The sequence below is a fragment of the Streptosporangium sp. NPDC000239 genome (assembly GCF_040300765.1).
Taxonomy (GTDB): domain Bacteria; phylum Actinomycetota; class Actinomycetes; order Streptosporangiales; family Streptosporangiaceae; genus Streptosporangium.
The window spans coordinates 369,115-393,853 of sequence record NZ_JBEPEI010000006.1 but is presented as its reverse complement, the minus strand read 5'-3'; the positions used below and the strand labels follow the sequence as shown (position 1 = coordinate 393,853).

The 24,739-nt window shown below is 72.0% G+C and carries 21 protein-coding genes and 1 pseudogene; 5 read left to right on the top strand and 17 right to left on the bottom strand.

Annotated elements, in window-relative coordinates; all coding sequences use genetic code 11:
- The 3 genes and pseudogenes from ABT340_RS19030 to menC form a co-directional block, all read left to right on the top strand.
- Positions 1 to 219 (top strand): annotated as a pseudogene (locus ABT340_RS19030) (membrane dipeptidase); the annotation flags it as partial.
- Positions 216 to 1,022, top strand: a complete 807-nt coding sequence (locus ABT340_RS19025; RefSeq protein WP_352012077.1) for a GNAT family N-acetyltransferase — start codon at positions 216 to 218, stop codon at positions 1,020 to 1,022. The pseudogene ABT340_RS19030 and the gene ABT340_RS19025, both read left to right, overlap by 4 nt.
- 80 nt (positions 1,023 to 1,102) lie before the next feature.
- The gene (gene menC, locus ABT340_RS19020; RefSeq protein ID WP_352012076.1) at positions 1,103 to 2,221 is read left to right on the top strand and encodes an o-succinylbenzoate synthase; all 1,119 of its coding nucleotides are present in this window, start codon (positions 1,103 to 1,105) and stop codon (positions 2,219 to 2,221) included.
- A 66-nt stretch (positions 2,222 to 2,287) separates the two neighbouring features.
- Here menC and efeB read toward each other — a convergent pair whose 3' ends face one another.
- From efeB to efeU, 3 genes are read right to left on the bottom strand one after another with little or no spacing between them, the layout of a single operon-like run.
- Positions 2,288 to 3,547 (bottom strand): iron uptake transporter deferrochelatase/peroxidase subunit, encoded by a 1,260-nt coding sequence (gene efeB / locus ABT340_RS19015; RefSeq protein WP_352012075.1) that lies wholly within the window; start codon positions 3,545 to 3,547, stop codon positions 2,288 to 2,290.
- Between the two features lie 43 nt (positions 3,548 to 3,590).
- Positions 3,591 to 4,733 (bottom strand): iron uptake system protein EfeO, encoded by a 1,143-nt coding sequence (gene efeO, locus ABT340_RS19010; protein ID WP_352012074.1) that lies wholly within the window; start codon positions 4,731 to 4,733, stop codon positions 3,591 to 3,593.
- A 14-nt stretch (positions 4,734 to 4,747) separates the two neighbouring features.
- Positions 4,748 to 5,596: an iron uptake transporter permease EfeU gene (gene efeU, locus ABT340_RS19005; RefSeq protein WP_352012073.1), complete on the bottom strand. Its 849-nt coding sequence runs from the start codon at positions 5,594 to 5,596 to the stop codon at positions 4,748 to 4,750.
- A 242-nt stretch (positions 5,597 to 5,838) separates the two neighbouring features.
- Here efeU and ABT340_RS19000 point away from each other — a divergent pair, with 242 nt between their 5' ends.
- The gene (locus ABT340_RS19000; RefSeq protein ID WP_352012072.1) at positions 5,839 to 6,690 is read left to right on the top strand and encodes an SCO6745 family protein; all 852 of its coding nucleotides are present in this window, start codon (positions 5,839 to 5,841) and stop codon (positions 6,688 to 6,690) included.
- Positions 6,691 to 6,694: 4 nt separating this feature from the next.
- Here the strand turns inward: ABT340_RS19000 and ABT340_RS18995 are convergent, their stop codons facing one another.
- The 4 genes from ABT340_RS18995 to ABT340_RS18980 are packed head-to-tail and all read right to left on the bottom strand — an operon-like array spanning position 6,695 to position 11,801.
- Positions 6,695 to 7,390, bottom strand: a complete 696-nt coding sequence (locus tag ABT340_RS18995) for an ABC transporter ATP-binding protein (RefSeq protein WP_352012071.1) — start codon at positions 7,388 to 7,390, stop codon at positions 6,695 to 6,697.
- Positions 7,387 to 9,210: a dipeptide/oligopeptide/nickel ABC transporter permease/ATP-binding protein gene (locus ABT340_RS18990; protein WP_352012070.1), complete on the bottom strand. Its 1,824-nt coding sequence runs from the start codon at positions 9,208 to 9,210 to the stop codon at positions 7,387 to 7,389. The genes ABT340_RS18995 and ABT340_RS18990 overlap by 4 nt, the downstream gene beginning before the upstream one ends.
- Positions 9,210 to 10,214 carry an ABC transporter permease gene (locus ABT340_RS18985; protein WP_352012069.1) on the bottom strand — a complete coding sequence of 335 codons (1,005 nt, stop codon included), beginning with the start codon at positions 10,212 to 10,214 and terminating at the stop codon, positions 9,210 to 9,212. The genes ABT340_RS18990 and ABT340_RS18985 overlap by 1 nt, the downstream gene beginning before the upstream one ends.
- Complete coding sequence (locus ABT340_RS18980) at positions 10,215 to 11,801, bottom strand: ABC transporter substrate-binding protein (protein ID WP_352012068.1); 1,587 nt, start codon at positions 11,799 to 11,801, stop codon at positions 10,215 to 10,217.
- A 115-nt stretch (positions 11,802 to 11,916) separates the two neighbouring features.
- Here ABT340_RS18980 and ABT340_RS18975 point away from each other — a divergent pair, with 115 nt between their 5' ends.
- Positions 11,917 to 13,023 carry an RNA-guided endonuclease InsQ/TnpB family protein gene (locus tag ABT340_RS18975; RefSeq protein WP_352012067.1) on the top strand — a complete coding sequence of 369 codons (1,107 nt, stop codon included), beginning with the start codon at positions 11,917 to 11,919 and terminating at the stop codon, positions 13,021 to 13,023.
- A 220-nt stretch (positions 13,024 to 13,243) separates the two neighbouring features.
- Here the strand turns inward: ABT340_RS18975 and ABT340_RS18970 are convergent, their stop codons facing one another.
- The 10 genes from ABT340_RS18970 to ABT340_RS18925 all read right to left on the bottom strand — a co-directional run bounded on the left by ABT340_RS18970 (position 13,244) and on the right by ABT340_RS18925 (position 24,735).
- On the bottom strand, positions 13,244 to 14,833 hold the full coding sequence (locus tag ABT340_RS18970; protein WP_352012066.1) for a PucR family transcriptional regulator: 1,590 nt from the start codon (positions 14,831 to 14,833) through the stop codon (positions 13,244 to 13,246).
- Positions 14,834 to 14,862: 29 nt separating this feature from the next.
- Entirely contained in the window at positions 14,863 to 15,741 is an 879-nt protein-coding gene (locus tag ABT340_RS18965; protein WP_352012065.1) for a serine hydrolase, read from the bottom strand.
- The gene (locus ABT340_RS18960; protein WP_352012064.1) at positions 15,734 to 17,080 is read right to left on the bottom strand and encodes a serine hydrolase domain-containing protein; all 1,347 of its coding nucleotides are present in this window, start codon (positions 17,078 to 17,080) and stop codon (positions 15,734 to 15,736) included. Before ABT340_RS18960 ends, ABT340_RS18965 begins: the two co-directional genes overlap by 8 nt.
- Positions 17,081 to 17,089: 9 nt before the next feature.
- Positions 17,090 to 18,415, bottom strand: coding sequence for a serine hydrolase domain-containing protein (locus tag ABT340_RS18955; protein ID WP_352012063.1), 1,326 nt, complete (start codon positions 18,413 to 18,415; stop codon positions 17,090 to 17,092).
- Positions 18,364 to 20,292, bottom strand: coding sequence for a S9 family peptidase (locus ABT340_RS18950; RefSeq protein ID WP_352012062.1), 1,929 nt, complete (start codon positions 20,290 to 20,292; stop codon positions 18,364 to 18,366). The genes ABT340_RS18955 and ABT340_RS18950 overlap by 52 nt, the downstream gene beginning before the upstream one ends.
- A 97-nt stretch (positions 20,293 to 20,389) precedes the next feature.
- On the bottom strand, positions 20,390 to 20,935 hold the full coding sequence (locus ABT340_RS18945) for a ferritin-like domain-containing protein (protein WP_352012061.1): 546 nt from the start codon (positions 20,933 to 20,935) through the stop codon (positions 20,390 to 20,392).
- 85 nt (positions 20,936 to 21,020) lie between these two features.
- Positions 21,021 to 21,662, bottom strand: a complete 642-nt coding sequence (locus ABT340_RS18940) for a GntR family transcriptional regulator (protein WP_352012060.1) — start codon at positions 21,660 to 21,662, stop codon at positions 21,021 to 21,023.
- A gap of 48 nt (positions 21,663 to 21,710) precedes the next feature.
- Positions 21,711 to 22,556, bottom strand: a complete 846-nt coding sequence (locus ABT340_RS18935) for a DUF4438 family protein (RefSeq protein ID WP_352012059.1) — start codon at positions 22,554 to 22,556, stop codon at positions 21,711 to 21,713.
- Positions 22,553 to 23,395: a DUF4438 family protein gene (locus ABT340_RS18930; RefSeq protein WP_352012058.1), complete on the bottom strand. Its 843-nt coding sequence runs from the start codon at positions 23,393 to 23,395 to the stop codon at positions 22,553 to 22,555. The genes ABT340_RS18935 and ABT340_RS18930 overlap by 4 nt, the downstream gene beginning before the upstream one ends.
- Positions 23,392 to 24,735, bottom strand: coding sequence for a TldD/PmbA family protein (locus ABT340_RS18925; protein WP_352012057.1), 1,344 nt, complete (start codon positions 24,733 to 24,735; stop codon positions 23,392 to 23,394). Before ABT340_RS18925 ends, ABT340_RS18930 begins: the two co-directional genes overlap by 4 nt.
- Positions 24,736 to 24,739: the final 4 nt, after the last annotated feature.

Sequence of the window (24,739 nt, the reverse complement as noted above, 5' to 3'; positions counted from 1 at the left end):
GACTTCGTCCGCGAAGTCATCCACGACACCACCCCACCCTGCTGCGAGGACACCGCCCCCGACGGACTCGACGCCACAGCCGCCATCCCCGGCCTCGACGGGCCGCGTGGCCTGCCCATGGTCACCGAGGCGCTCCTGCGGCGCGGGCTGCCCGAGGAGGACATCCTCAAGATCCTGGGCGGCAACGTGCGGCGTCTGTTCCAGCGGGAACTGCGATGAGCGGGGTCGGGCTCGACGCGACCGCGACCGGGGTCAGTCTCCGTGAGCTCCACCGCCTTGAGGAGCTGGAGGAGGTGTACCGGCTGCTCGTTGAGATCTGGCAGTCGGAGCCGGGCAACGCGCCGATCAGCGTCGAACTGATGCGGGCGCTGTCGCACGCGGGCAACTACATCACCGGGGCCTACCTGGACGGGCGCATGGTCGGGGCCTCGGTCGGCTTCCTCGCCGCCCCCGCCGGACAGGCGCTGCACTCCCACATCACCGGGACCACCCTGGGCAACGGCGTCGGCTTCGCCCTCAAACAGCACCAGCGTCTGTGGGCCCTCGACCGCGGCCTGGACACCATCACCTGGACCTACGATCCGCTCGTGCGCCGCAACGCCCACTTCAACCTGGCCAAGCTCGGCGCCTTCCCCACCGAGTACCTGCCGTCCTTCTACGGCGTCATGGGCGACGCGATCAACGCCGGTGACGAGTCCGACCGTGTCCTGGCGACCTGGCCGCTGACCGTCCCGCACGTCGTCGCCGCGGCGGCGGGCACGCCGTACGCGGTGGACGTCCCGGTGGACGCCGTCGTCGGGCTGCGCGACAGGGACGGCCGCCCCGCGCCCGGCCGTACCGACGCGGAGATCGTGCTGATCGACCTGCCCGCCGACATCGAGACGCTGCGCCACACCGACCCGTCCACGGCCCGCGCCTGGCGCCAGGCCCTGCGCGAGGTCCTCGGCGGCCTGATGGCGCGGGGCGCCCAGGTCGTCGGCTTCCACCGCAAGAGCAGCTACGTCGTCCGGCTCCCCGCCTGACCCCTCAGGACGCTCCGAAGACCGCAGGCACACCACAGCAGGCACATCGCAAAGGAGACGCGGCACCGGCCGCACACATCATGAAGATCACCGGAATCGAACTCCGTCGCATCACGATGCCCCTCATCGCCCCCTTCCGTACCTCCTTCGGCACCGAGCACCACCGCGACACCCTCCTCGTGCGCGCGGTGACCCTGGACACCGAGGGGTGGGGCGAGTGCTCCGCGATGACCGCCCCGCTCTACTCCCCCGAGTACACCGAGACGGCCATCGACGTCCTGCGCCGCTACCTCGTCCCCGCGCTGGTCCCCCACCTGGCCCAGCCCGGCCCCTTCGACATCAACGCCGTCCACCGGGCCCTGCGCCGCTACCGGGGCCACCAGATGGCCAAGTCCGCCCTGGAGACCGCGGTTCTCGACGCCGGGCTGCGCACCGCGGGCCAGTCCCTCGGCTCCTATCTCGGCGCCGCCGTCCCGTCCGTCCCCTGCGGCGTCTCGGTCGGCATCATGAACTCCGTCGAGGCCCTGCTCGACGCCGTCGACGACTACGTCGGCCAGGGTTACCGGCGCATCAAGCTCAAGATCGAGCCGGGCTGGGACCTGGCCCCGGTCCGCGCCGTCCGGGAGCGCTTCGGCCCCGACCTGCTCCTGCAGGCCGACGCCAACGCCGCCTACACCCTCGCCGACGCCCCCCACCTGGCCAAGCTCGACGCCTTCGACCTGCTGCTGATCGAACAGCCCCTGGCCGACGACGACCTCGTCCAGCACGCCCAGCTCGCCAAGCGGATGAGCACCCCCGTCTGCCTCGACGAGTCCATCCACTCCGCCGAGCACGCCGCCGCCGCCATCACCCTGGGCTCCTGCTCGATCATCAACATCAAGCCCGGCCGGGTCGGCGGTTACCTCGAAGCCCGCCGCATCCACGACCTCGCCAGTGCCCACGGCGTGGCCGTCTGGTGTGGCGGCATGCTCGAAACCGGCATCGGCCGCGCCGCCAACGTCGCCCTGGCGGCCCTGCCCGGCTTCACCCTGCCCGGTGACACCTCGGCCTCAAGCCGTTACTACACCACCGACATCACCGCCCCGTTCGTCCTCCAGGACGGTCACCTGCCGGTTCCCACCGGCCCGGGCATCGGCGTCGAGCCCATCCCCGAGCTGCTCGACGAGGTCACGGTCTCCACCGAGTGGATCCCCTTCTGAGCACGCCGTACGGCCCGCGCGCAACCTCCGCGCGGGCCGTCTCCGTACGTCACGGCCGGGCCCGGCTCAGGTGAGCAGGGTCCTGCCCCAGTAGTCTCCGGCGTCGCGGACCCCGCCCGGGCAGGCGAACAGGCCGCTCGACACGTGCTTGATGTACTCGTTGAGCGCGTCGTGCCTGGCCAGGGAGAGCTGGATCGGGACGAACTGGCGGTGCGGGTCGCGCTGGTAGGCCATGAAGAACAGGCCCGCGTCCAGGCGGCCGAGCCCGTCCGAGCCGTCCACGTAGTTGTAGCCCCTGCGCAGCAGGTGGGCGTTGCCGTTGCTGCTGGGGTGGGCCAGCCGTACGTGGGCGTCGGCCTTGATGAACGGCTGTCCCGCCGCGTCCCTGGCGTTGAAGTCGACCGGGTCGAACTCGGCCTTCCTCCCCAGCGGGGCGCCCTCGCCCTTGTCACGGCCGAAGATCTGCTGCTGTTCGTCCAGCGGGGCCCGGTCCCAGGTCTCGACCATCATCCGGATCTTCCTGGTGACCAGGTAGCTGCCGCCCGTCATCCAGTCCTGGCCGTCGCCGGGGGCGACCCACAGCTGCTCGGCGAGCAGCGCCTCGTCCTCCAGCTTGAGGTTGTTGGTGCCGTCCTTGAACCCCATCAGGTTGCGGGGCGTCGCCTGGGCCCGTGAGGTCGAGGAGGTACGGCCGAAGCCGAGCTGCGACCAGCGCACCGAGACCCGCCCGAAGCCGATGCGGGCCAGGTTGCGCACGGCGTGCACGGCGACCTGGGGGTCGTGCGCGCACGCCTGGACGCAGATGTCGCCGCCGGAGATCTCCGGCAGCAGGGCGTCGCCGGGGAACTTCGGCAGCGGGGCCATGGCGGCCGGTCTGCGGGCCGCCAGGCCGAACCTGTCGTCGAACAGCGAGGCGCCGAAGCCGACCGTCAGGGTGAGCCCGGAGGCCGGCAGCCCGAGCGCCTCCCCCGTGTCGTCGGGAGGCGCCTCGGGCAGGCCGCCGACGGCGCCGAAGGTGCCCGCCTCCCTGCCCTGGGTCATCCGTGCCGCGGCGGCCGTCCACTCCTGCATCAGCTCGTCGAGCTCGGCCTTCTTGCCGGTGATGACGTCGAAGGCGACGAAGTGCAGCCGGTCCTGGGCCGGGGTGACGATGCCCGCCTGGTGCTCGCCGTAGAAGGGCACCGCGTCGGTGGCGGAGGCGACACGGGCCGCGGTCGGGCCCTGCCCGCCCTCGCCCGCCCGCAGCGCGACCACACCCGCCCCGGCCGCCGCGACCCCCGCCGCGCCCAGGCCGAACAGCTTCCTGCGGCTGATCCGCTCACTCATGCCTTCTCCTCAGTCCGGCCCGCGCCGCAGGCGACGGTCCCGGTTACTTCGCGACGATCGCGGCGATCTTGCTGATCGGTTCGGCCAGCGCGTTGATCGAGTCTGACAGCTTCTTCAGTTCGTCCTTGGACAGCTCGGTGTGGAGCTTCCATCCGTCGCCCGCGCGGTGCGTGCCGAGCTCCGCCTCGGTCGCGGCGAACCTCTCGTCAAGTGTCTTGACCAGGTCGGGAGCCCGCTCCTCAAGCACCGGCCTGAGCGCCTGCACGGCGGCCTTCGAACCCTGCAGGTTGGCGTCGAAGTCCCACAGGTCGGTGTGCGAGTAACGGTCCTCCTCACCGGTGATCTTGCCGGAGGCCACCTCGTCCAGCAAGCCCTTGGCGCCGTTGCCCAGCAGAACCGGGGAGATCTCGGCGCCGTTGGCCTTGTCCACGATGGTCTTGATGTCGGCCATCAGCTTGTCGGCGACCGGGCCGTCCTTGCTGACGTCCTTGGTGACCCAGAGGTCCTTCTCGATCTTGTGGAAGCCGGTCCACTTCTCGCCCTCGGCCAGGTCGTTCTCCCTGGCGTCGATGGCCGGGTCAAGGTCGCCGAAGATCTCCGCGACCGGCTCGATCCGCTCCCAGTAGGTCCGCGCGACCGGGAAGAGCGCCTTGGCCTTGTCGATGTCACCGGCCTTGACCGCGTCGACGAACTCCTGGGTCTTGGTCAGCAGGGTGTCGCTCTGGGTCTTGATGTAGCGCTTGTAGCCCGCCGTCGCCTCGGCCAGCTTGGCGTCGTCGCTGAGCGGCTTGTGCTCGCCGGTCACCTTCAGCGGGCCCCTGATGCCCTTGCCGGTCATGCCCGGCTTGCAGGCGGTCTCGTAGGCGCCCGCGGGCAGCTCGACGATCACCTCACGGGTCAGGCCGGGCACGATGTTCTCCACCTCGCCCATCACCCGGTCACCGGGGGCGTAGACGTAGAACTCGGTCACCTTGCTGCCGGCGTTGGTGATCGTGAAGGTCGAGGTGCCCGCGGTGACCTCGGTGACCGCGACCTTGCACTCGGTGTCGTTCGCGGCGACGGCGATGGGGCCGCCCGCCGAGCTGCTCGCCGCCTGCGGGCTCGCGGCGGGGGTGCCGCCGCCTGAGCAGGCGGTCAGGCCCGCCATGGCGAGGAATCCGATGGCGACGACGATGGGAGTACGCATGTTGAACCCTGGTTTCATGCCGCGGGACGCGGGTCGGAGACGGAGAGGGGCGGGGAGGCGGGCCGCTTGCGCTGGGGCCGCAGGAAGAGGAAGAGGGTGGGCACGACGTAGAGGAGCCAGGCGGCGGTCTCCAGCACGCTCGGCTGCGGGGTGATGTTGAACATCCCGGACACCAGCGCGCCGTACCAGGAGTCGGCGGGCATGACGGAGCTGATGTCGAAGGCGTAGGTGGACAGGCCGGGCAGGATGTTGGCCTCCTGCAGGTCGTGCACGCCGTACTTGAAGATGCCCCCGGCGACCAGGATCAGCAGCAGGCCCGTCCAGGTGAAGAAGACGGTCAGGTTGATCCGCAGTGCGCTGCGGTACAGGCCCCAGCCGAGGGCGACGGCGGTGAGGATGCCCAGGGTGATGCCGATCAGCGGGCTCGCCGACGTCGTCGCGCCCTGCACGGAGGCGAAGAACAGCAGGGCGGTCTCCAGCCCCTCGCGGGCCACGGCCAGGAAGGACATGACCACGACGGCGCCGGTGCCCACCTGGATGGCCTCGTCCAGCCTGGCCCGCAGCTCACCGGAGAGGGAGCGGGCGGCCCGGCGCATCCAGAAGATCATCCAGGTGACGAAGACCGTCGCCAGCAGTGAGGTGACGGCGTCGAACATCTCCTGCTGGCCGTGGCTGAGGTGCGCCGCGGTGAAGGTCAGCAGGGCGCCGAACCCGATGGAGAGGGCGACGGCCACGCCGACGCCCGCCCAGACCTGGGGAAGCCGGTTCTTCCTGTCGCTCTTGACGAGGAAGGCGACGAGGACGGAGACGACGAGGGTCGCTTCGAGGCCCTCTCGCAGTCCGATGAGGTAGCTGGCGAACACCTGGACTCCCGGGAAAACTACGAAGGCTTACCTAATTTAGGGCAGGGCAACCTTACTCTCCACACGAGGATGCTCCTTTTCCGGTCCCCGGTCGAGTTTCCCTTCCGGATGGTTTCGGTTCACCACGACGTCGCCGAAGAGGCCGGGGCGCCGGTTTCCGGTCCGCTTTCCGAAAACGGCGCTGTTCTCCGTCCGGACCGGCCAGCACACTGGGGCCGAGAGGATCCGAGAGGAGGACGCCCGTGGACCCCACATCGGCCAGACGTCTCTGGCGGTCCGTCGAGCCGTTGCACGCCGCGGTGTACTTCACGCCCGAGCCCGCCGAGGCGGCCAGGGCGCTGGGGCTGCCGGGGTGGTGGGCGGGTTACCTCACCGGGCGGGTCGCGCCGCTCGGCCCGCTCGACGCCCCCGCCGCCACGGCCGTGCTGTACGGCTTCGCCCCCGGCAGGGTCGCCAGGGCGCTTCCCGGCGCCTGGACCCACGCCTCTCCGGGGGACGTGCTCGCCGCCCGGCTCGACGCCGTACGCGCCGTGCTGGAACGGGCGCTGCCACCCGGCCGGGACGGTCTGGAACGGCTGGCGTCGCTGCTGGAGACGGCGGCCGGGGCGTGCCGTTTCGACGGCAGGCCGCTGGCGGCCGGGTGGTCCGGCGTCCCGGCTCCCCCTGACCCCGTGGGGCGCCTGTGGCTGGCGGCGACGGTGCTCCGTGAGCACCGGGGGGACGGGCACGTCATCGCGTCGGTGCACGCCGGGCTGCGGGGGCTGGACGCCATCCTCACCCACGTGGCCACCGGGGCGATCACCAGGGAGTCCATCCAGATCAACCGGGGCTGGAGCGACGAGGAGTGGCGGGAGAGCCACGACGTGCTCACCGCCAGGGGGCTGCTCGACCGCGCCGGGCGGCTGACCGGGTCCGGTGAGCGGCTGCGGCGCGAGATCGAGGACGCCACCGACCGGCTGGCCGCCGACCCGGTCACCGCCCTCGGGGAGTCCGGCCTCAAGGAGGTCGTCGCGCTGGCCGCCCCGCTCGGCAGGCACCTCGTCGACACCGGTGTCGTCCCGGTGCCCAACCCGATCGGCGCCCCCAGGCCGTGACGTCTCAGGAGGTACGGCCCAGGCGGGGGACGGCTTCGAGCAGGGAGCGGGTGTAGTCGTGCCGCGGGGCGCCGACGACCTCCTCGGTCGGCCCCGTCTCCACCAGCCTGCCCTGGTGCATCACCGCGACGACGTCGGAGACGTAGCGGACCACGGCGAGGTTGTGCGAGATGAACAGCATCGACAGGCCGAGTTCCTCGCGCAGCGAGCGGACGAGGTTGAGCACCGCGCCCTGCACGGAGACGTCCAGGGCGGAGGTGATCTCGTCGGCGACCAGCAGCTCCGGCCTGGCGCCCAGCGCCCTGGCGACGGCCACCCGCTGCCGCATGCCGCCCGACAGCTCGCGCGGGTAGCGACCGGCCAGGGCCGCGGGCAGCGAGACCAGCGAGAGCAGCCGCTCGACCTCGGCCCGGCGTTCCGCGCGGGGCAGGCGGAGCCCCTCGCCGACCGAGGCGCCGACGGTCATCCTGGGGTCGAGGGAGGCGTAGGGATTCTGGAAGACCATCTGGATGCGCCGCGGATCGGCCCCGGTGATCTCCCCCCGGTACGGCACCAGCCCGGTCACCGCCTTGGCCAGGGTCGACTTGCCCGAGCCGGACTCCCCGACCAGCCCGACGATCGCCCCCGGCGGGATCTCCAGCGTGACGTCGTCGACGGCGGTGAAGGCGCCGAACCGCACCGTCAGGTTCTTGATGATCATGAGGCCTCCCAGCAGGCGACGCGGTGCGCCTTGCCGTACGGGACGAGGGGCGGCAGTTCTGCGCAGCGGTCGCTGGCCAGCTCGCAGCGGTCGGCGAAGGCGCAGCCGGAACCGACCTCGGCCGGGGCGGGCTGACGGCCGGGGATGCTGGCCAGCGGCAGGGACCTGTCGGTGTCCATGTCGGGCAGCGAGGCGACCAGGGCGCGGGTGTAGGGGTGCGCGGCGCCCGTGGCGAGCTGCTCGACGGGCAGTTCCTCGACCACCCTGCCCGCGTACATGACGACGACCCGGTGGCACAGCTCCCCGACCACGGCGATGTCGTGGGAGATGAACAGGGTGGCGGCGCCGGTCTCCGCGGTCACCTGGCGCAGCAGGCGCAGGATCTGCCGCTGCACCGTCACGTCGAGCGCGGTGGTCGGCTCGTCGGCGATGATGAGCCGTGGCGTGCCCATCAGGCCCATCGCGATCACCACGCGCTGGCGCATGCCGCCGGACAGCTCGTGGGGGTGCTGGCGGGCCCGCCTGGCGGGTTCGGGGATGCGCACGTGGTCGAGGCGGTCGACCGCCCGTTCCCAGGCCTGGGCGCGCCCCGCCCCCTGGTGCACGGTGGACACCTCGGCGAGCTGGCCGCCGATCCGCAGCGCGGGGTTGAGGGAGGCCATCGGGTCCTGGAAGACCATGGCGAGCGAGGTGCCGAGCAGCTTGCGGCGCTGCTGCTCGGTCAGGTCGTCGAGGTCGGAGCCGCACAGCCGCAGCCTGCTCGCCGTCACCTCGCCCGGGTAGGGCACCAGGCCGCCGACGGCCGAGGCGGTCAGGCTCTTGCCGCTGCCCGACTCGCCGACCAGGCCGACGATCTCACCGGGCGCGATGGTCAGCGACAGGCCGCGGACCGGGGTCACGCCGCCGGGGAAGGTGACGGTGAGGTCGCGCACCTCCAGGACGGCCTCGGGGTCGGGCTCGGTCTCCTGCCGGGGTACGGCCGCGCCCGCGGGGGCGGCCTTGACCGCCGCGCCGCCGCGTGCCGCGGCCCTGGCCAGGGCGTCTCCGAGCAGGTTGAACCCGATGCCCGCGAGCGCGACCGCCACGGCGGGGCCGAGGGCGACGGCCGGGGTGTCGTAGATGCGGCCGAACCCGTCGAACAGCAGACGGCCCCAGTCGAACGACGGAGGCTGCACGCCGAGCCCGAGGAAGGACATCCCGGCCAGCGCGAGCAGGGCGTTGCCCAGCGCCTGGGTGAGGTTGAGGATCAGCGGTTCGGCGATGTTGGGCAGGACGTGGCGGGTCATGACCCGCATCCGGGGCACGCCGAGCATCCTGGAGGCCGCCACGTAGTCGGCGCTCGCGACGGAGGCGGCGAGCGTCTGGGTGAGCCGCGCGAAGCCGGGCGCGAGGGCCACGCCGATGCCGAGCACGGCGCCCTTGGCGCCCAGCCCGGAGATCACCGCGGTGAACATGGCCAGCAGCAGGCTGGGGAAGGCGACCAGGGCGTTGACCGTGCCGGTGACCAGGCGGGCGCCCCTGCGGGGCAGCACCGAGGGCAGCGCGCCGAGCACGACGCCCGCGGCCGCGCCGATGAGCGTGGTCAGCAGGGCCAGGACGAGGGAGAGCCGTCCGGCGACGAGCACCCTGGCCAGGATGTCCCGGCCCAGGTTGTCGGTGCCGAGAAGGTGTTCGCCCGAGACCCCCTGGAGGATGGCCGCCGGGTTGATGCGCTCGGCCTCCGCCCCCCAGATCGGCGGCCCGATGACGGCGAGGACCACCATGAGCGTGACCAGTATGGTCCCGGCGAGCCCGGCCGGGGTCCGCAGCAGGTGCCGCATCAGGTCTCCTTCAGGGCGGAGGTCGGGTCGAGCAGGCCGAGCAGCACGTCGACGAGCAGGTTCACCACGAGCACGATCGCGCCGTAGACGAGGATCACGCCCTGGGCGACGGGATAGTCCTTCTGGGTGATCGACTCCACGATCCGCAGGCCGAGACCGGGCCAGGCGAAGACGTACTCGACCAGCACACTCCCGGCGATCAGGCCGGTGAGCAGCAGGCCGCCGATGGTGAGGGTCGCGGTGAGCGTGTTGGGCAGGACGTGCCGCAGGTGGATCCGGGCGGAGGGCAGCCGTTTGGCACGTGCCAGCCGTACGTAGTCGCTGCCGAGTTCGCGCAGCGTCTCCACCCGGGAGATGCGGGCGATCATCGCGGCGGGGGCGATGGCCAGGGCCAGGACGGGCAGCACGTAGGAATCGGGGCCGCCCTTGCCCGCGGGCGGGAACCAGCCGAGCCCGATGGCGAACAGGGCCACCGCGGCGATGGCGTAGAGGAACTCCGGTATCGCGACGGCCGTGCCGGTGGCCGAGGTGAAGGCCGCCTCGGTGCCCCGGTTGCGGCCGTTCTCCGTACGGACCCCCGCCCACATGCCGAGCGGGACCGCCACCAGCAGGGCGACGACGGTCGCGAGCAGGGCCAGCGCCAGGGTGTTCGGCAGCCGGGAGGCGATGACCTCGCCGACCGGCTCCCCGCTGAGGAAGGAGGTGCCGAAGTCGCCGGAGACCACGTGGCCGACGTAGGAGGCGAGCTGGGTGAGGATCGGCTGGTCGAGACCGAGGGCCGCGCGCCTCGCCTCCACCAGTTCGACCGGGGCCGCCGGGCCGAGCGAGGCGCGCACCGGGTCGCCCGGGATGAGGTGGATCATCGCGAACGACGCGACGAGCAGCACGGCCAGCGAGATCACGAAACGGACGAGGTGCCGCAGCACGAACGCCCCTCGCGCGCGGCCCCGGGAGCCGCCGTCCGTGGACGGGCGGCGGCCCCGCAGACGAGGGATGACGGCCACTCAGCCCGCCTCGGTCATCCGGATGGAGGTCGGCACGAACGTGCCCGCCACCATGTCGAATGTGGCGTTCCGCTTGGCGATGAGCATGGTGGTGTCCACGGCGGGCACCAGGTCGGAGGCCTCGAACAGGGCCGACTCGGCCTGGGACCAGAGCTTGCAGCCCTCCTCGCCGGGCTTGGTCACGGCCTCGGCGACGAGTTCGCTGTAGCGCTGGTTGCTCAGGTGGGCGAAGTTGGCGCCCTTGGGGGCCGCGGGGCCGGACAGGAACCCGACGAGCTGGGTGGGAAGCGTGACCCCGATGGGCAGCCAGACCACGTCCCAGTCCTGGGCGGCGTTGAGCGACTCCGACAGCTTGGTGTCGATGACGCCGTTCAGCGTGACCTCGACGCCCGCCTTCTTCCAGGACTGGGCGAGGTACTCGTTGGCGGCCTGGGTCGCCGCGCCCTTGGTGGTGATGTACAGCAGGCGCAGGCTGAGCCGCTTGCCGTCCTTGACGCGGATGCCGTCGGCTCCGGCCTTCCAGCCCGCCGCGTCCAGCGCCGCGGCGGAGGCCGCCGGGTCGAACGCCGGGACGTGGCCGGTGACGCTGTCGCCCTGGCAGGGCTTGGGGTCGCCGACCAGCCCGGTCGCCGGCCGTCCCGTGCCGCTGGTGGCGATCCCGGCCAGTTCGGGGAGGTTGATCGCCTGGGTGAGCGCCTTGCGCACCGCCGGGTCCTTGGCGGGCCGGTCGTCGCCCTGGTGGTAGAAGAACTGCCCGTTGCCCGCCGACGCGATCGTCTTGCCCATGCCCGGGGTGGCCTCAAGACGCTTGCGGTCGGCGCCGTAGACCATCGCCCCGTTGATGTCGCCGGAGATCAGCATGTTGGCGGCGGTCTGCTCGTTCGGCACGACCTTCAGCACGACCTTCTCCGGCATGCCGGACCCCTTCGTCGCCGCGCCACCCGGCCCCCAGACGTAGTCCTCACGCAGCTTGAAGGTGTAGTGGTCGCTGGGCACCGCCTCGGTCAGCGTGTACGGCCCCGAGCCCGAGGAGGCGTGCGCGATCGAGGAACGGTCCTTGAGCCCCTTGCCGCAGACCACGAACATCAGCGTGGTGCTCTCCAGGATGAAGCTGAACGGCTGGGGCGTGGAGAGCGTCACGGTGCCCGCCGCGTCGTCCGCCTCGGCCTTCATCCCGGCGGGGACGAGCACGCCGTACACGGGGGACTGCGTCGCGGGGTCGGCGATGTGCCTGACGTTCTCGGCCACGTCGGACGGGGTGAGCTTGGAGCCGTCGGAGCAGGTGACGTCCTTGCGCAGAGTGAAGGTCACCGAGTCCGGCTTGACGTCCCACTTCTCGGCGAGCCTGGGCAGGAGCTTCCCGTCCGGGGCGTAGGCGACCAGGGTGTCATAGGCCAGCGACAGCGTGGTGTTGGTGACCCCGAGGATGCCCATGGCCGGGTCGAGCGCTCCGGGATCGGCGCTGAGCGCGAAGGAGAAGGTGCCTCCCGCCGCGGCCTTGCCCGAGGGGCCGTCGGAGGTGCCGCCACAGGCGGTCGCGAGCAGGCTCAGGGTGGCGAGAGCGGCCACCGCTCCTGTCTTTTTCATCGAAGCTCCTTGAGCGTGGATACCCCGTCCTTCAGGGCAGGGAGGAAACGTGGCACGGCGCCGCTGTATCGAACGCACGGACGAGCCTTAGCTGATCGTTGTTAGAATGTGAGGCATGGCGCAGATCGTGAAGCGGGCCTACAAGTACCGCTTCCACCCGACCCCCGAGCAGGCCGAAGATCTCGCCCGGACGTTCGGCTGCGTCCGCCTCGTCTACAACAAAGCGCTTGAGGAGCGGACCCGCGCCTACACCTTGGAAGGGCGCCGCGTCTCCTACGTGGAGTCGTCCGCGCGTCTGACCGAGTGGAAGCGCGACGGCGACCACGACTTCCTGTCCGAGGTGTCGTCCGTCCCGCTTCAGCAGGCACTCCGCCACCTTCAGGCGGGGTTCGCGAACTTCTTCGCCAAGCGCGCGAAGTACCCGACGTTCAAGAGCAAGAAGAAGTCGCGGCCGTCGGCGGAGTACACCCGCTCGGCGTTCCGCTGGAGGGACGGCCGGTTGACGCTGGCGAAGATGGACGCGCCGCTGAACATCGTGTGGTCGCGCCCGCTCCCGCAGGACGCGGAGCCGTCCACGGTGACCGTGTCGAAAGACGCCGCGGGCCGCTGGTTCGTGTCCCTGCTGGTCGAGGAAAAGATCGCTCCGCTTCCGTCCGTCGAAGCGAACGTGGGAATCGACGCGGGCCTGAACCACCTGCTCGTCCTCTCGACCGGAGAGAAGATCGCCAACCCGCGTCACGAGCGGGTCGACCGGCGCAAACTGGCCAAGGCTCAGCGGGCGCTCGCCCGCAAGGAGAAGGGCAGTGCGAACCGGGCCAAAGCCAAGCTGAAGGTGGCCAAGGTGTACGCCCGGATCGCCGACCGCAGGAGGGATCACCTGCACAAGGTCACCACACGGCTTGTTCGCGAGAACCAAGTGATCGCCGTGGAGGACCTGACCGTCCGCAACATGATGAGGAACCGCTCGCTGGCCCGCGCCATCTCGGATGCCTCCTGGCGGGAACTGCGCTTGATGCTGGAGTACAAAGCCCGGTGGTACGGGCGGGAACTGGTGGCGGTGGACCGCTGGTTCCCGAGTTCGAAGCTGTGCTCGGCGTGCGGGACCCTGCAAGGCAGGATGCCGCTGAACGTCCGGGAGTGGGCCTGCCCATGCGGCGCGGTCCACGACCGGGACGTCAACGCCGCGAAGAACATCCTCGCCGCCGGGCTGGCGGAGAGGTAAAACGCCTGCTGAGCTGGTGTAAGACCTCAACGAGAGTCCTCTCGGGCGGGCAACTGGCCGTGAAGCAGGAACCCCCACGGGCGACCGCGGGAATCCCCTCCCTTCAGGGAGAGGAGGATGTCAACGGAACTCCAGGAAGGTGGAGGGCGATGCCCCACAATCGCTCTTTCGCGCGGCTCGTTCTTCGTGCTCAATCACAAAAAGCGGGTCGCCCGTCGTGTTATCTGCCGAAGATCCGCATCTGGAGCATCACGGTCAGCCTGGCCTCGGAGTCGCCCAGGTCCAGGCCGCCGATCTCGGTGAGCCGCTTCAGCCGGTAACGGAAGGTGTTGGCGTGCACGTGGACCCTGGCCGCGGCGGCGTTGACGTCGCCGAAGGCGTCGAGGTAGGCCCGCAGGGTGGGGACGAGCTCGCTGCCGTGTTCGGCGTCGTAGGCCAGCAGCCGTTCGTAGGGGCCGGTCGGCGCCTGCTCCTCCGCCTCGGCCAGGTCGGCCAGCTGCAGCAGCAGCGCCTCGAAGTGCACGCCGGTGTAGCCGGCGACGGCGCCGGAGGCCTCCCTGGCGCGCAGCACGCGCAGCGCCCTGTCGGCGTCGGCCCTGGACCTGGCCACCTCGGAGAGGTTTCCCGCCAGGCGCCCGACCCCGATGTTGGCGGGGTGTCTGGGGCCGACGCGGGCCAGGAAGCTCTCGGCGACCCGTACGGCCCGCGACTCCTCCTCGCCGCCGCTGCCCGCGTGCAGCGGCAGGACGGCGTAGGCGACCGAGCCGACCAGCGCGGCCGCCGCCTTGGGGTGGATGGCCCCGACGTGCAGGGCGAGCGCGTCGCAGAAGCGCTGCCTGTCGCTCTCCCTGCGCGCGGCGTCGCCGTCGGACCTGCCGCTGAGCTGGGCGGCGAGCACGCACAGCCGTTCGCTGGCGACGCCGAGCCGTCCCGCGGCCTCCGCGGCGTCCTTGCCCCCGGCCAGCACGGTCGACAGCAGGTCGGCGCGGAGCCTGCGGCGGGTGTCGGCCCCGGCCCGCTGCCGCAGCAGCTGCAGGGCGACGATCTTGGCGGCGTCGGCGAGGGCGCGCTGCCGCTGGTCGCTCAGCGGTTCGCGCACCGCGGCCCAGATGGAGCCGAGGATCTCGTCGCCCGACCGTACGGCGACCGCGGCCCGGTGGATGCTGTCGCCGTCCAGTTCCAGGTAGATCGGCTCGTGGCTCTGGTAGAGCTTCCTGAAGAAGCCGCGTTCCTCCAGCATCCGCCGGTAGCGCATGGGCACCTGGCGGCCGAGCACCGTCTCGACACGGCCCGGGTCGGCCTCGTCCTGCCGTCCCGAGTAGGCCAGCACCCTGGAGGAGCGGTCCTCGATGGTCACCGGGGCGTCCAGCAGCGCGCACACGGCGTTGGCCAGCGAGAACAGGTCGTCGGCAGGGGCCTCCCCCGGCTCGGCCAGGTCGCCCTCGGCCAGCAGGGAGCGCAGCAGGGCCGCCACCTGCGCCCAGGAGGCGGCCCTGGTCAGCCCGAGGACGGCGACCCCGGTCTCCAGCACCTTGGCGCGGACGAGTTCGTCGACGTCGACGGGCTGCTTGACGACGACGCCCGCCGCCGGGCCCGCCGCGTCGAGCAGGGCGCAGATCTGCTCGGCGCGGTCGACCCCGACGGCCAGCAGGATGTTCCCCTCGGCGAGCAACAGCTCGTCGAGGGGGTCGTAGATGTGCACGCCGGTGACCTCGGCGTCGAGCTCGCCGGGCGAGGCGGCCACGTCCAGCACCGTGCTTCCCAGGTCTTCCAGGATGCGTCGGAGGCTGGAACGTGGCCGATTGCTCATCCGCTCACGATAATGGACATAAAGTGACATTAGGTGCGCAGATGGTCTATCGCCACACGAACCGCACGACCGATGGCCGCGTCCGCCTTGGGCAGCCTGAGCCCGAACGAGCGGGTCCGCAGGAAGACCGCCGCCGCGTACCGCCGCCCGTCCGGATACTCCAGCACGCCCGCCTCGTTGCGGATGCCCCAGAGCGTTCCGGTCTTCCCGGAGATCTTCACCTCGTCGCCGAACGCGGAGGACAGGCGGTGCGGCCAGATCTGGTTGCCCAGGATCCTGCGCGCCTCGGCGCACGCCTCGGCCGGACCGGCCTCGTCCCGCCAGATCAGGCCCAGCAGGGTGGTGATCTCCCGGGGCGTACCGGAGGTCGTCCGCTCGGGGTCGCGCACGGCGAGCGACCTGATCCGCTCCTCGGTGACCGCGGCGAGCCCCTCCTCGTCGTCCAGGCCGGACAGGCCGAGTTCGGTGACCACGCTGCCCAGCAGTTCGGCGCAGCCGCCGATCAGCCGGGTCCGCTCCAGGCCCAGCTCGCGCAGCGTGGCGTGCACGTTGCCGAGCCCGACCCGGCGCAGCAGCACGTCGGTCGCCGCGTTGTCACTCATGGTCATCATGAAGTGGGCCAGGTCGCGCAGGGTGAGCGAGACGTCGTCCACGCACCCGGAGGTGCCGATGCCGCCGTCCTTGTCGGCCCCGGTCACCGTCAGCCGCTCGGTGCGCTCCAGCCTCCCGTCCGCCGCCTGCCTGGCGTACTCCAGCAGGATCGGAAGCTTGAACACCGAGGCGAGCACCACCGGGTCGTCGGCGCCGAGGCAGACCTCGGCGTCGCCGTCGATCTCCCGGACGTGGACGAAGCCCTCGGTCTCCGCCTCCTCGAACACCGCGCGCAGCGCGCCGGAGATCTCAGACACGACGCAGCGTCCTGGCGCCCGAGTGCAGGTGGGTGATCCGCCCGTCCTCGCCGACCACGAAGGTGACCGTCTCGTGCATGCCGCCCCTGGGCTCGGCCGCGATGAAGGAGTGGCCCTCGTGGTGCACGAACCGGGTGGTGGTCCGCGTCTGGCCGGTCTGCCGCATGAACTCGCCGGGGACCAGGGTGACGTCCAGGCCGCCGGGAGCCCCGGCCACCTCCCAGCTGTACATCGGCCCGGAGTACTCACCGAGGTAGGGCGACGGATCGACCTCCCCCGGCGCGGGAGCCGGGACGGGCAGGTCGGGCACGGGCAGGCCGGTGACCTCGCGGATCAGCGGCAGCGCCAGGTCGGAGATCATCCCGGCGACGGAGCCGCCGTTGACGCTCATCGCGATCACGAAGTCCGACCCGGGCACGACCCGCCAGAACGTGCTCTGCCCGATCGTGCCGCCGTCGTGCCCGTAGACCTCGCCGCCCCAGTCGAACAGCTCGAACCCCAGGCCCCAGCGGTCGGCGAGCAGCCCGGGAACGCCGGGCACGTCGATCTGCCCGGTCCGCATGGCGGCGACGGCCTCCTCCGACAGCAGCCGGGTGCCGTCCTGCGCCACGCCGCCCGCGACGAACATGCGGCCGAAGCGGACCAGCTCGCGCAGGGCCAGGCACATGGTCGAGCCCGCGGGGGCGTTGGAGCGCGGCATCGCCCACGACCGGTGGACGGCGCCGTCGGGGCCGAGGTGCCCGGCCGCCGCCCGGAACAGGATGGCCTCCTCGGGCAGCAGCGCCCAGTGCGTCGCGCCGAGCGGCCCGAGCAGGTGCTCGCGCATGGCCTGCTCCCAGGTGGTGCCGCGCAGCCTGGCGACCAGGGCGCCGAGCACGCAGTAGCCGGAGTTGCAGTAGGAGAACAGGGCTCCGGGCTCGTGGACGTGCCCCGCGTCGTGCAGGAAGCCGATGTACTTGTCCAGGCAGTCGTCGCCGCGCCCGGTGTCCTCGAACAGGTCACCGTCGAAGCCGCCGCTGTGGGTGAGCAGGTGCCTGACGGTGATGACCTTCTCCGAGCCGTCGGCGACGGCGAACTCCGGCAGATAGTCCCGAACCGGACGGTCCAGGTCGACCAGGCCCTCGTCCACGAGCTGCATGACCAGCGTGGCGGTCCAGACCTTGGTGGTCGAGCCGACCTGGAAGACGCTGTCCGGCGTGGTCTCCACGCCGGTGTCCCGGTTGACCACGCCGGTGGCGACCTGGATCAGCTCACCGCCGGCCCAGAGCGCGAGCGAGGCGCCGGGCACGCCGTGTTCACGGGCGATCCCGTCGAGACGCTCCTGAAGGTTCTCCAGCATTCTCACTCCTCAGGCGATCTTCGGGGTGGCGCGGACGCCGAGGTGGACGTACGGCGAGCCGTCGGGGAGCTCGTAGAAGACGGCCGAGAGCCACTGGGGGTCCCCCTCGGGGCGGCCGACGAAGGTGGTCTCGTTCACGGCGAGGAGCTCGATCTCCACGGGCGGCTGCAGCGCGGCGAGGGCCCCGGTGGGCTCGATGAGCAGGAACATCCTGTCCTCGCGCAGGCTCACCGTCATCCGGCTGCCCGCCCGCTGGTACACGCCGGTGTAACGCTCCCGGTCGGTCTGGAACGGCTCGGCGGGCGGGCCCAGCACGGGCGGGACCGTGATCCCGGCCAGTTCGGCGAACAGCTCGGTGGCCACCGCCTGGTGGAAGGCCGCGGTGTGGCCGCCGTTGGCCAGCGAGCACACGACCGTCTCGGTGTCGGGCAGCACCCAGAACATGGCGGCCTGGCCGATGGTGTTGCCGCCGTGGGAGATCACCCGGTGGCCCTGCCACTCGTCCAGGATCCAGCCGATGCCCCACTGCCTGCCGAGGGTGTACGGGTTGGGGATGTCGACCTGCGGCTCCCACATCGCCTTCGGGTCGGCCAGCAGCCCGGTGCCCAGGTGGGCGCGGCCGAAGGCGACGACGTCGGCGGGGCGGGCGGAGATCAGCCCGGCGGGGCCGGCCGAACGCATGAGGCTGGAGACGGGGGCGGGCTTGCCGTCGAGGTGTCCCATGGCGGCGCGGAAGCGCAGCACGTCCTCGGGCAGCGTCCAGGTGTGGGTCAGCCCGAGCGGCTCGATGATCTGCTCGCGCAGCGCGGCGTCCCAGGTCTTGCCGGTGAGCCGCTCGATGACACGCCCGGCGACGACGAAGCCCGAGTTGCAGTAGGACTGGGTCACACCGAGGGGGTGGTTCTGCGCGAGGTCGGCGCAGGCCGCGACGTACTTCTCCACGCAGTCGTCACCACGGCCGGTGTCGAGGAAGAGGTCGCCGTCGATGCCCGAGGTGTGGGAGAGCAGGTGCCTGACCGTGACGGTCTTGGTCACCTCGGGGTCGGCGACCCGGAACTCGGGCAGGACCTCGCAGACCGGCGTGTCCAGCGTCAGCGCGCCCTGCTCGGCCAGGACCATGATCTGGGTCGCGGTCCACACCTTGGTGACCGAACCGATCTGGAAGAGCGAGTCCGTGGTCGCCTCGACCCCGGTGTCCACGTTGAGCAGCCCCGCGGCGAACTCGTGGACCTCCCCCTCGTGCAGGAAGGCCAGGTTCGCGCCGGGAACCTCGTACTCGGCGATCAGCTCGGCGAGACGGCCGTGCCAGCGCTGGGGATCCACTGTTCCAGCCATGCGACGATCCTTTCGTTGTAGTCCGTTCGGTGGGAGGGCCTGCCGTTGAGGATGAACAGGTGGGAGCCGCCGGGGTAGCGGACGAGCCTGACCGGGACGCCCCGCTCGCGCAGCGCGGCGAACCACTGCTCGGCCTGGCCGACGGGGCAGCGGTCGTCGTCCTCGCCGTGCAGGAGGAGGGTCGGCGTGGTGACCTTCCCGACGTTCTCCATGGGCGACTGGCCCGTGACGTCCCCGCCGCACTCGTGGACCTTCAGGAGGTACCCGAGGTCGGAGGTCCCGGCCATGCTGTTCAGGTCGCTGACGCAGCCGCCGGGGATGGCCGCCTTGAAACGGTCCGTCCTGGTCGGCAGCCAGCAGGAGACGTAGCCGCCGTAGCTGTAGCCGGTCAGCCCGAGCCGGTCCGGGTCGGCCACCCCCTCGGCGACCAGGTCGTCGATCGGGCTGAGGAAGTCGTCGGTGTCGGCGATCCCCCACGCGCCCACGGTCGCGGTGTAGAACGCCTCGCCGTACCCGTCGCTGCCCCTGGGGTTGAGGGTGAGCACGGTCCACCCCTTGGCCGCGAGCATCTGGTGGTAGAGGTGCACCCCGTCGAAGATCGGGGCCCACGTGTTGTGCGGGCCGCCGTGCACGTCCAGCAGCAGCGGGCCGGGCCCGGTGAGCGTCTCGTCGCGCAGCACGAATCCCTCGACCGGTGTGCCGTCCGGCGCGGTGAAGGTACGGCTGCGCGGCGTGAACAGCTCGACGTCCTCCAGCGCGTACGAGGTCAGCCGCATCGCCGCGGGCTGTCCCGCCTCCCGGCCGCCCGGCAGGTCCAGGAGGTAGACCTCCCCCGCGCTGTGCGGCGTGGCCGCGACGTAGGCGATCCTGCCCGCGGCGGCGCTGACGCCGGAGACCACCTGGTCCCCGCCGACGAGCTTGTCCCCGCCGGCGCGGTAGAGGTGGGTGCAGCCGCCGTCGCGGGCGCAGAAGACCAGTTCGTCCCCGGCCTGCTGGGGGACCGCCCCGGGGTAGCCGGGGGCGCCGACCATGAGGTTGCGGTCCAGGCCCTCGGTCACCTCGGTGAGGTCGCCGTCGTCCAGGTGGAACAGGCGGGTGTGGCCGACGGGGCCGCCGGTCATCCCGGCGACCAGCAGCCGTCCGCCGGTCCACCACGCCCCGGCGCAGATCAGCTCCTCGCCGGTGAGCCGCTCCGGCACACCCTCGGGGTCTCCCCCTGATTCGTCCTCGGGGCCGGGATCGGGCACGTCGATCGAGTAGGCGGCCCCACCGATGACCAGGTCGCGGTCCTGCCCCGTGTCGGTGACGAAGGTCAGGCGCAGGCCGTCCGGCGTCCAGGACGGCTCACCGGCGAAGGCGTCTCCCGAGGTGACCCGGACGGTCCGTCCCGTCTCGACGTCCACGACGAACAGCTGCGTCGTCAGGCCGCGCAGCAGGCCGGCGCCGTCGGCCTTGTAGCCGAGCAGGTCGGTCACCACCGGCGCCACCGGGTCGGCCTCCCCGTACGGCGCCGCGTAGGCGATCCTGGTCCCGTCGGGCGACCAGACCGCCGCGCCCGCTCCCAGCGGGGCGTCCGTCAGGACGCGCGGCTCGCCGCCGTCCATCGGCAGCAGGTGGATCTGCGCCCTGCCTTCGACGGGGCGCAGGAAGGCGAGCGTACGGCCCGCCGGAGACCAGCGGGGGGAGGAGTCGTGCGGCCCGCCCGTCAGGCGGCGCGGCTCGGCGCCGGGGGCGGCGAGCCAGATCTCGGAGTGGTTGGCGTCGGTTTCCCGGTCGGCCGTCGTCACCGTGTAGGCGACGGCGCCTCCGTCGGGGCGGAGCCGGGGGTCTCCCGGAACCGCTATGCGGTAGAGGTCGCTGAGGGAGAGGCGGGGCATGTCCGAACGCTAGGCGCCCGTCCGCCCCGCTTCTTCGGCCGCCACGACGAACCGGGCCGGTCCCGTTGTGCCGTCCTCCAACCGGTGCCCGGCGCCCTCAGCCCTTCAGCGCGGCGGGAAGTCGTTCGAGCAGTCCCCTGAGGTCGTCGGCGTGGTCCTCCTCCTGGGCGAGGATGTGCTCGAAGACCCTGCGGGTGGTGACGTCGTGGTCGCCGAGCCACTGGATGATCTCGGTGTAGGAGACGATGACGATCCGCTCCGCGATCAGGTCTTCCTTGATCATCTCCACCAGGTCGAGGCTGGCGTCGTACTCGGTGTGGGACCGGGTCGCCAGCGCCTCGGGGCTGAGATCGGGATCGCCGCCGAGCTGCACGATGCGCCGGGCGAGCATGTCGGCGTGCTCCTGCTCCTCACCGGCGTGTTCGAGGAACTCGGCGGCGACCGGCTCGGCGTAGATGCCGGTCGCGGTGTAGTAGTGCCGCTTGTAGCGCAGCACGCAGACCAGCTCGGTGGCCAGCGCCTCGTTGCACACCTGGATCACTCGCTCCAGGTCGGCGCCGTACGCGGGGGTGATCGGCCCCTTGTCGATCTCCTGCCGGGCCCTGTCCCGGATCTCCGTGATGTCGGTCAGAAACTCTGCCATGTCCCTCCCCCTACCCTGCTTGTCTCACACGGCAAGCCCTCCGCTCCCCCAAGGGGAGACCTTCGAACGTGCCGGGTGAGAAAAGTCAGCCCCCGGTGTCCGCGGGCAGCGTGGGTTCGAGGTAGTGGGCGTGGATGACCGACTCGATCCGCTCCGGGTCGCCGGAGGCCAGGCCGCTGATGACGAGACGGTGGCGGCCCGCCGCCTCGGCCATCTCCAGCTGCTGGCGGTCGAGCGAGGAACGCATGAGGGCGTACATGTGGCCGTTCATGGTCTCCCACAGCTCGGCCAGGCGGCGGCGCCCGGAGGCCAGGACGATCTCGCGGTGGAAGCGGGTGTCGATGTCCACCAGCTCCTGCATGTCACCCGCCCTGGCCGCGCCGTCCATCTCCTGGACGAGCTGTTCGAGACGTTCGAAGAAGCCGGAGGGCAGGTTGGTCACGGCGTCTCGGGCGGCGGCGGACTCAAGGACACAGCGGGCGTAGCAGATGTCCTGGATGTCCTCGGTGGACATGCGGGTGACCATGCTGTACCTGCGCGGGTTGATGTCGACCAGTCCCTCGTTGGACAGGTCGCGCAGCGCCTGACGCACGGTCGCCCGGCTCACGCCGTACTCCTCGGCGATGCCCGCCTCGACGAGCCTGGTCCCGGCGGGCAGCTCGTCGTTGAGGATCTTGCGTCGCAGCGCCAGCCGTACCGTCTCGGGTAGGGATAGGTGTTCGAGCACTTCCCCTGGTGTCCTCTCTCGCGTCGCTCGCGTTGACGCCTGTCTGGTTCAGTATGGAGCGCCGCTCAGCACGGTCTCCGACAGCGCGGGTTCCCCGCCGGGGTCGACCGTGACGGGCAGCAGGTCCGCCGGGCCCGTCAGGACGGGGGTGACGCCGGGACCGTGGCCCGGCAGCGGGCTGTCGCCGTGCGCGACGACGCCGACGGTGCGCCAGCCGCGCCGGTAACCCATGTTGTGCCGCACGTCGACGTCGTCGAGCGCGACCAGGTCGCCCAGGCGCAGCCCGGCCAGGCCCGGGGTGGAGGGCGTGACCTGCACGTCCAGGTCCCACATCTGCGCGGGACGGCCCAGGCCGTTGCCCACCAGGCGGCTGGGGACCGTCCCGCGCACGGTCACCGTGACCTTCCCGTCCTCCACGCGCAGCGGCAGCGGGCCGAGCAGGCGCGGGTCGAGGTTGAGCACCTCGACGCCGGGCACGCCGAGGGAGGCGCCCTGGCCGTGCCCGCGCACGGAGATCCCGTCCCCCGGGCGCAGCGCCGCCAGGTGCTCCTGCGCCATGCTGACGATCACCCGGCCCGCCTCGCCGCGTTTGCCGACCACCCAGCCCCGCGCGCCCCGCGCCGCCCCGGTACGGACCACGACCTCGTTGCCCACGCAGGCGTAGGCGGTCAGCGCGTGCCGGGCCGCCGGGTCGGGGTGGACCAGGCAGGCCCCCGGTGCCACGTGGTCGGCGTCGAAGCCGAACGCCGGGTCGCCGAGCCGTACGCCGAGCACGACACCGCCGTCGCCGGCCGGGACGTACGGCCTGCCGTCGGCGTCGATCCGGTAGGGCGTCATGCCGTCGATCTCCGGGTGTTCGACGATCCCGAGCAGGTTCACGGCCAGCGTGCTCATCGGATCACCTCCAGGTTGGCGTCGGGACTGCGGACGATGTGGAAGGCCTCGGCGGGGCCGGTGATCAGGGACGACGGCCCCGGTCCGTGACCGTGCAGCATGCAGTGCCCGGTGGAGATCACGCCGATAGTGACATATCCGGACCGGTAGCCGCGACCGAAGCGGTGGTCGGCGTCCTCGATCGCCACGAAGTCACCGATCCGCAGCCCCTCAAGGCCCAGCGACAGGTCGGGGGACAGGCCCGCGTAGGCGCCCATGAGGTCGGTGTTGGCGAACTCGGAGGCCATGCCCGCGCCCGCCCCGACGGCCTCGGCCGGCACCGTCGCCGCCACGTGCACCTCAAGCCTTCCGTCTGCGCGGGTGCCGCCCGGCATCCGTTCGACCAGCTCGGGAGAGCAGTTCTTCACGGTGAGGGCGGGGTGGTCGGTGAGCCGCAGCCCCTGCCCCCTGGCCACGACCGTGACGGGGTCGCCGACGGTGACCTCGGCGAGCGCCTCCTCCGGCAGGTCGGCGAGCACGTAGGCGTGCTGGCCGATCACGAACCCCTCCGCCCCCGAGGCGGTGCGCACCGTGTTGCCGACGCAGGTGAGGAACTGCAGCGCCATGTTGGCCCCGGGGTCGCGGTGCCGGATGGACAGGCCGGGTTCCAGGTGGTCGGCGGCGTAGCCGGTGGCCGGGTCGCCACAGTGCACGCCGAGCGTGACGCCGCCCATGCCGGGCAGCAGGAAGGCGCGGCCGTCGGCGTCGGGCCTGGGGCCGTTCCTGTCGGCCAGCGGCGGCCAGACCTCGCCGGTCAGGATCTGGGTGACCAGGCGGGCGGCGTTGGTCTCCGCCCTCATGGCCTGGGTCCGAACCTGAAGCCGCGCACCCGCAGGGCGGGGGCGGTCGCGGCGCCGTTCCACACGTTCATCAGAGGCTGGGTGGCGAGTGTGTCGCCGACCGCGTCCACCCGGGACAGCAGCCCGAAGACGCTCTCGGTGAACCGCTTGCCCGCCACGGGGCGGGTGATCCTGCCGTTCTCGATCAGGAAGCAGCCGTCCCTGCTCACCCCCGTGATGGTGGTCCGCCCGGGGTCGACGACGCGGGTGTACCAGAAGCGCTGCACGTAGACGCCGCGTTCGACCCCGGCGACGAGCTCCTCGTACGGCGTCGCGCCGGGGGCCATGACCAGGTTGGCCGGGATCGCCAGGGGTGACTCCTCGCGGGCGATGTGGGCGTGCCCGGTCGAGGGGACGCCGAGTTCCGCGGCCGTGGCCAGATCGGTCACCGCCTCCCCGACCCGCCCCGCGGTGAGGAACCCGACCCGTCGTTTCGGTGTCCCCTCGATGTCGAACGGGAACGGCAGCCCGACCCCGGCGAGCGCGTCGTCGGCGACCGTGACGCACGGCGCGGCGACCGGCTCGCCCGGGGTGCGGGCGACGGCGCCGACCCCGGCGGCGAGCGCCTGCCCGGTGAACCCGAAGGCGCCGAAGAAGTGCAGCAGCTCACCGGCGGCGATCGGGCCGAGGACGACGTCGTGCACGCCGTCGGGCAGCTCGACCGGCCGCCTGGCCCGCGCCGCCTCGGCCACGGTACGGCTCGCCGCCTCCCGCAGGCCCAGCGCCCGCGCCGACCTGCCCAGGTCACACCAGTAGGAGGAGCCCTCGCCCGCCTTGACGGTGAGGGCGCCCGAGGCCTCGGTCGCGGCGGCGTAGGCCCGCACGCCGCCGGTCCCGGCGACCGCGAGCTCGGTGACGGCGCGGCCGAACATGCCGTAGGCCCCGGCGCCCGCGGCCCTGGCCTCACCGATGACATGGGCGGCCTCCGCCGAGCGGGCGGCGGCGTCCCACTCCTCGACGTCGGCGTGCCACAGGTCCGGTTCCGGGTACGGCCGCGCCCGGGCGACGCCGCAGGCCCCCCGGGCGCCGCCGCGCGCCAGTTCGAGCGCGGCCCGCGCGGCCGTCTCCGGCTCCTCGATCCTGGAGGTCGCGGCCCGCGCGGTACGGCCGTCCACGACGACCCGCACCATGAGCTGCCGTTCCACGATGTCCTGCGCCTGGTGGATGCGCTCCCCGGCGAAGCGGGTGTACTCCCCCGAGCGCACGGCGAGGAAGGCCTCCGCCTCGTCGGCCCCCGCGGCGCCCGCGAGCGCCCGTTCGACCGCCTCAAGCGCGCGGTCCCCGCCGGTGTAGGGCCTCATCCCG

Excerpts from the sequence above, each read along its gene's own strand:
- ABT340_RS19025 (WP_352012077.1), top strand. The coding sequence starts at position 216 with ATGAGCGGGGTCGGGCTCGACGCGACCGCGACCGGGGTCAGTCTCCGT.
- menC (WP_352012076.1), top strand. The coding sequence starts at position 1,103 with ATGAAGATCACCGGAATCGAACTCCGTCGCATCACGATGCCCCTCATC.
- efeB (WP_352012075.1), bottom strand. The coding sequence starts at position 3,547 with ATGAGTGAGCGGATCAGCCGCAGGAAGCTGTTCGGCCTGGGCGCGGCG.
- efeO (WP_352012074.1), bottom strand. The coding sequence starts at position 4,733 with ATGCGTACTCCCATCGTCGTCGCCATCGGATTCCTCGCCATGGCGGGC.
- ABT340_RS18995 (WP_352012071.1), bottom strand. The coding sequence starts at position 7,390 with ATGATCATCAAGAACCTGACGGTGCGGTTCGGCGCCTTCACCGCCGTC.
- ABT340_RS18990 (WP_352012070.1), bottom strand. The coding sequence starts at position 9,210 with ATGCGGCACCTGCTGCGGACCCCGGCCGGGCTCGCCGGGACCATACTG.
- ABT340_RS18980 (WP_352012068.1), bottom strand. The coding sequence starts at position 11,801 with ATGAAAAAGACAGGAGCGGTGGCCGCTCTCGCCACCCTGAGCCTGCTC.
- ABT340_RS18975 (WP_352012067.1), top strand. The coding sequence starts at position 11,917 with ATGGCGCAGATCGTGAAGCGGGCCTACAAGTACCGCTTCCACCCGACC.
- ABT340_RS18970 (WP_352012066.1), bottom strand. The coding sequence starts at position 14,833 with ATGAGCAATCGGCCACGTTCCAGCCTCCGACGCATCCTGGAAGACCTG.
- ABT340_RS18960 (WP_352012064.1), bottom strand. The coding sequence starts at position 17,080 with ATGCTGGAGAACCTTCAGGAGCGTCTCGACGGGATCGCCCGTGAACAC.
- ABT340_RS18955 (WP_352012063.1), bottom strand. The coding sequence starts at position 18,415 with ATGGCTGGAACAGTGGATCCCCAGCGCTGGCACGGCCGTCTCGCCGAG.
- ABT340_RS18950 (WP_352012062.1), bottom strand. The coding sequence starts at position 20,292 with ATGCCCCGCCTCTCCCTCAGCGACCTCTACCGCATAGCGGTTCCGGGA.
- ABT340_RS18945 (WP_352012061.1), bottom strand. The coding sequence starts at position 20,935 with ATGGCAGAGTTTCTGACCGACATCACGGAGATCCGGGACAGGGCCCGG.
- ABT340_RS18935 (WP_352012059.1), bottom strand. The coding sequence starts at position 22,556 with ATGAGCACGCTGGCCGTGAACCTGCTCGGGATCGTCGAACACCCGGAG.
- ABT340_RS18930 (WP_352012058.1), bottom strand. The coding sequence starts at position 23,395 with ATGAGGGCGGAGACCAACGCCGCCCGCCTGGTCACCCAGATCCTGACC.
- ABT340_RS18925 (WP_352012057.1), bottom strand. The coding sequence starts at position 24,735 with ATGAGGCCCTACACCGGCGGGGACCGCGCGCTTGAGGCGGTCGAACGG.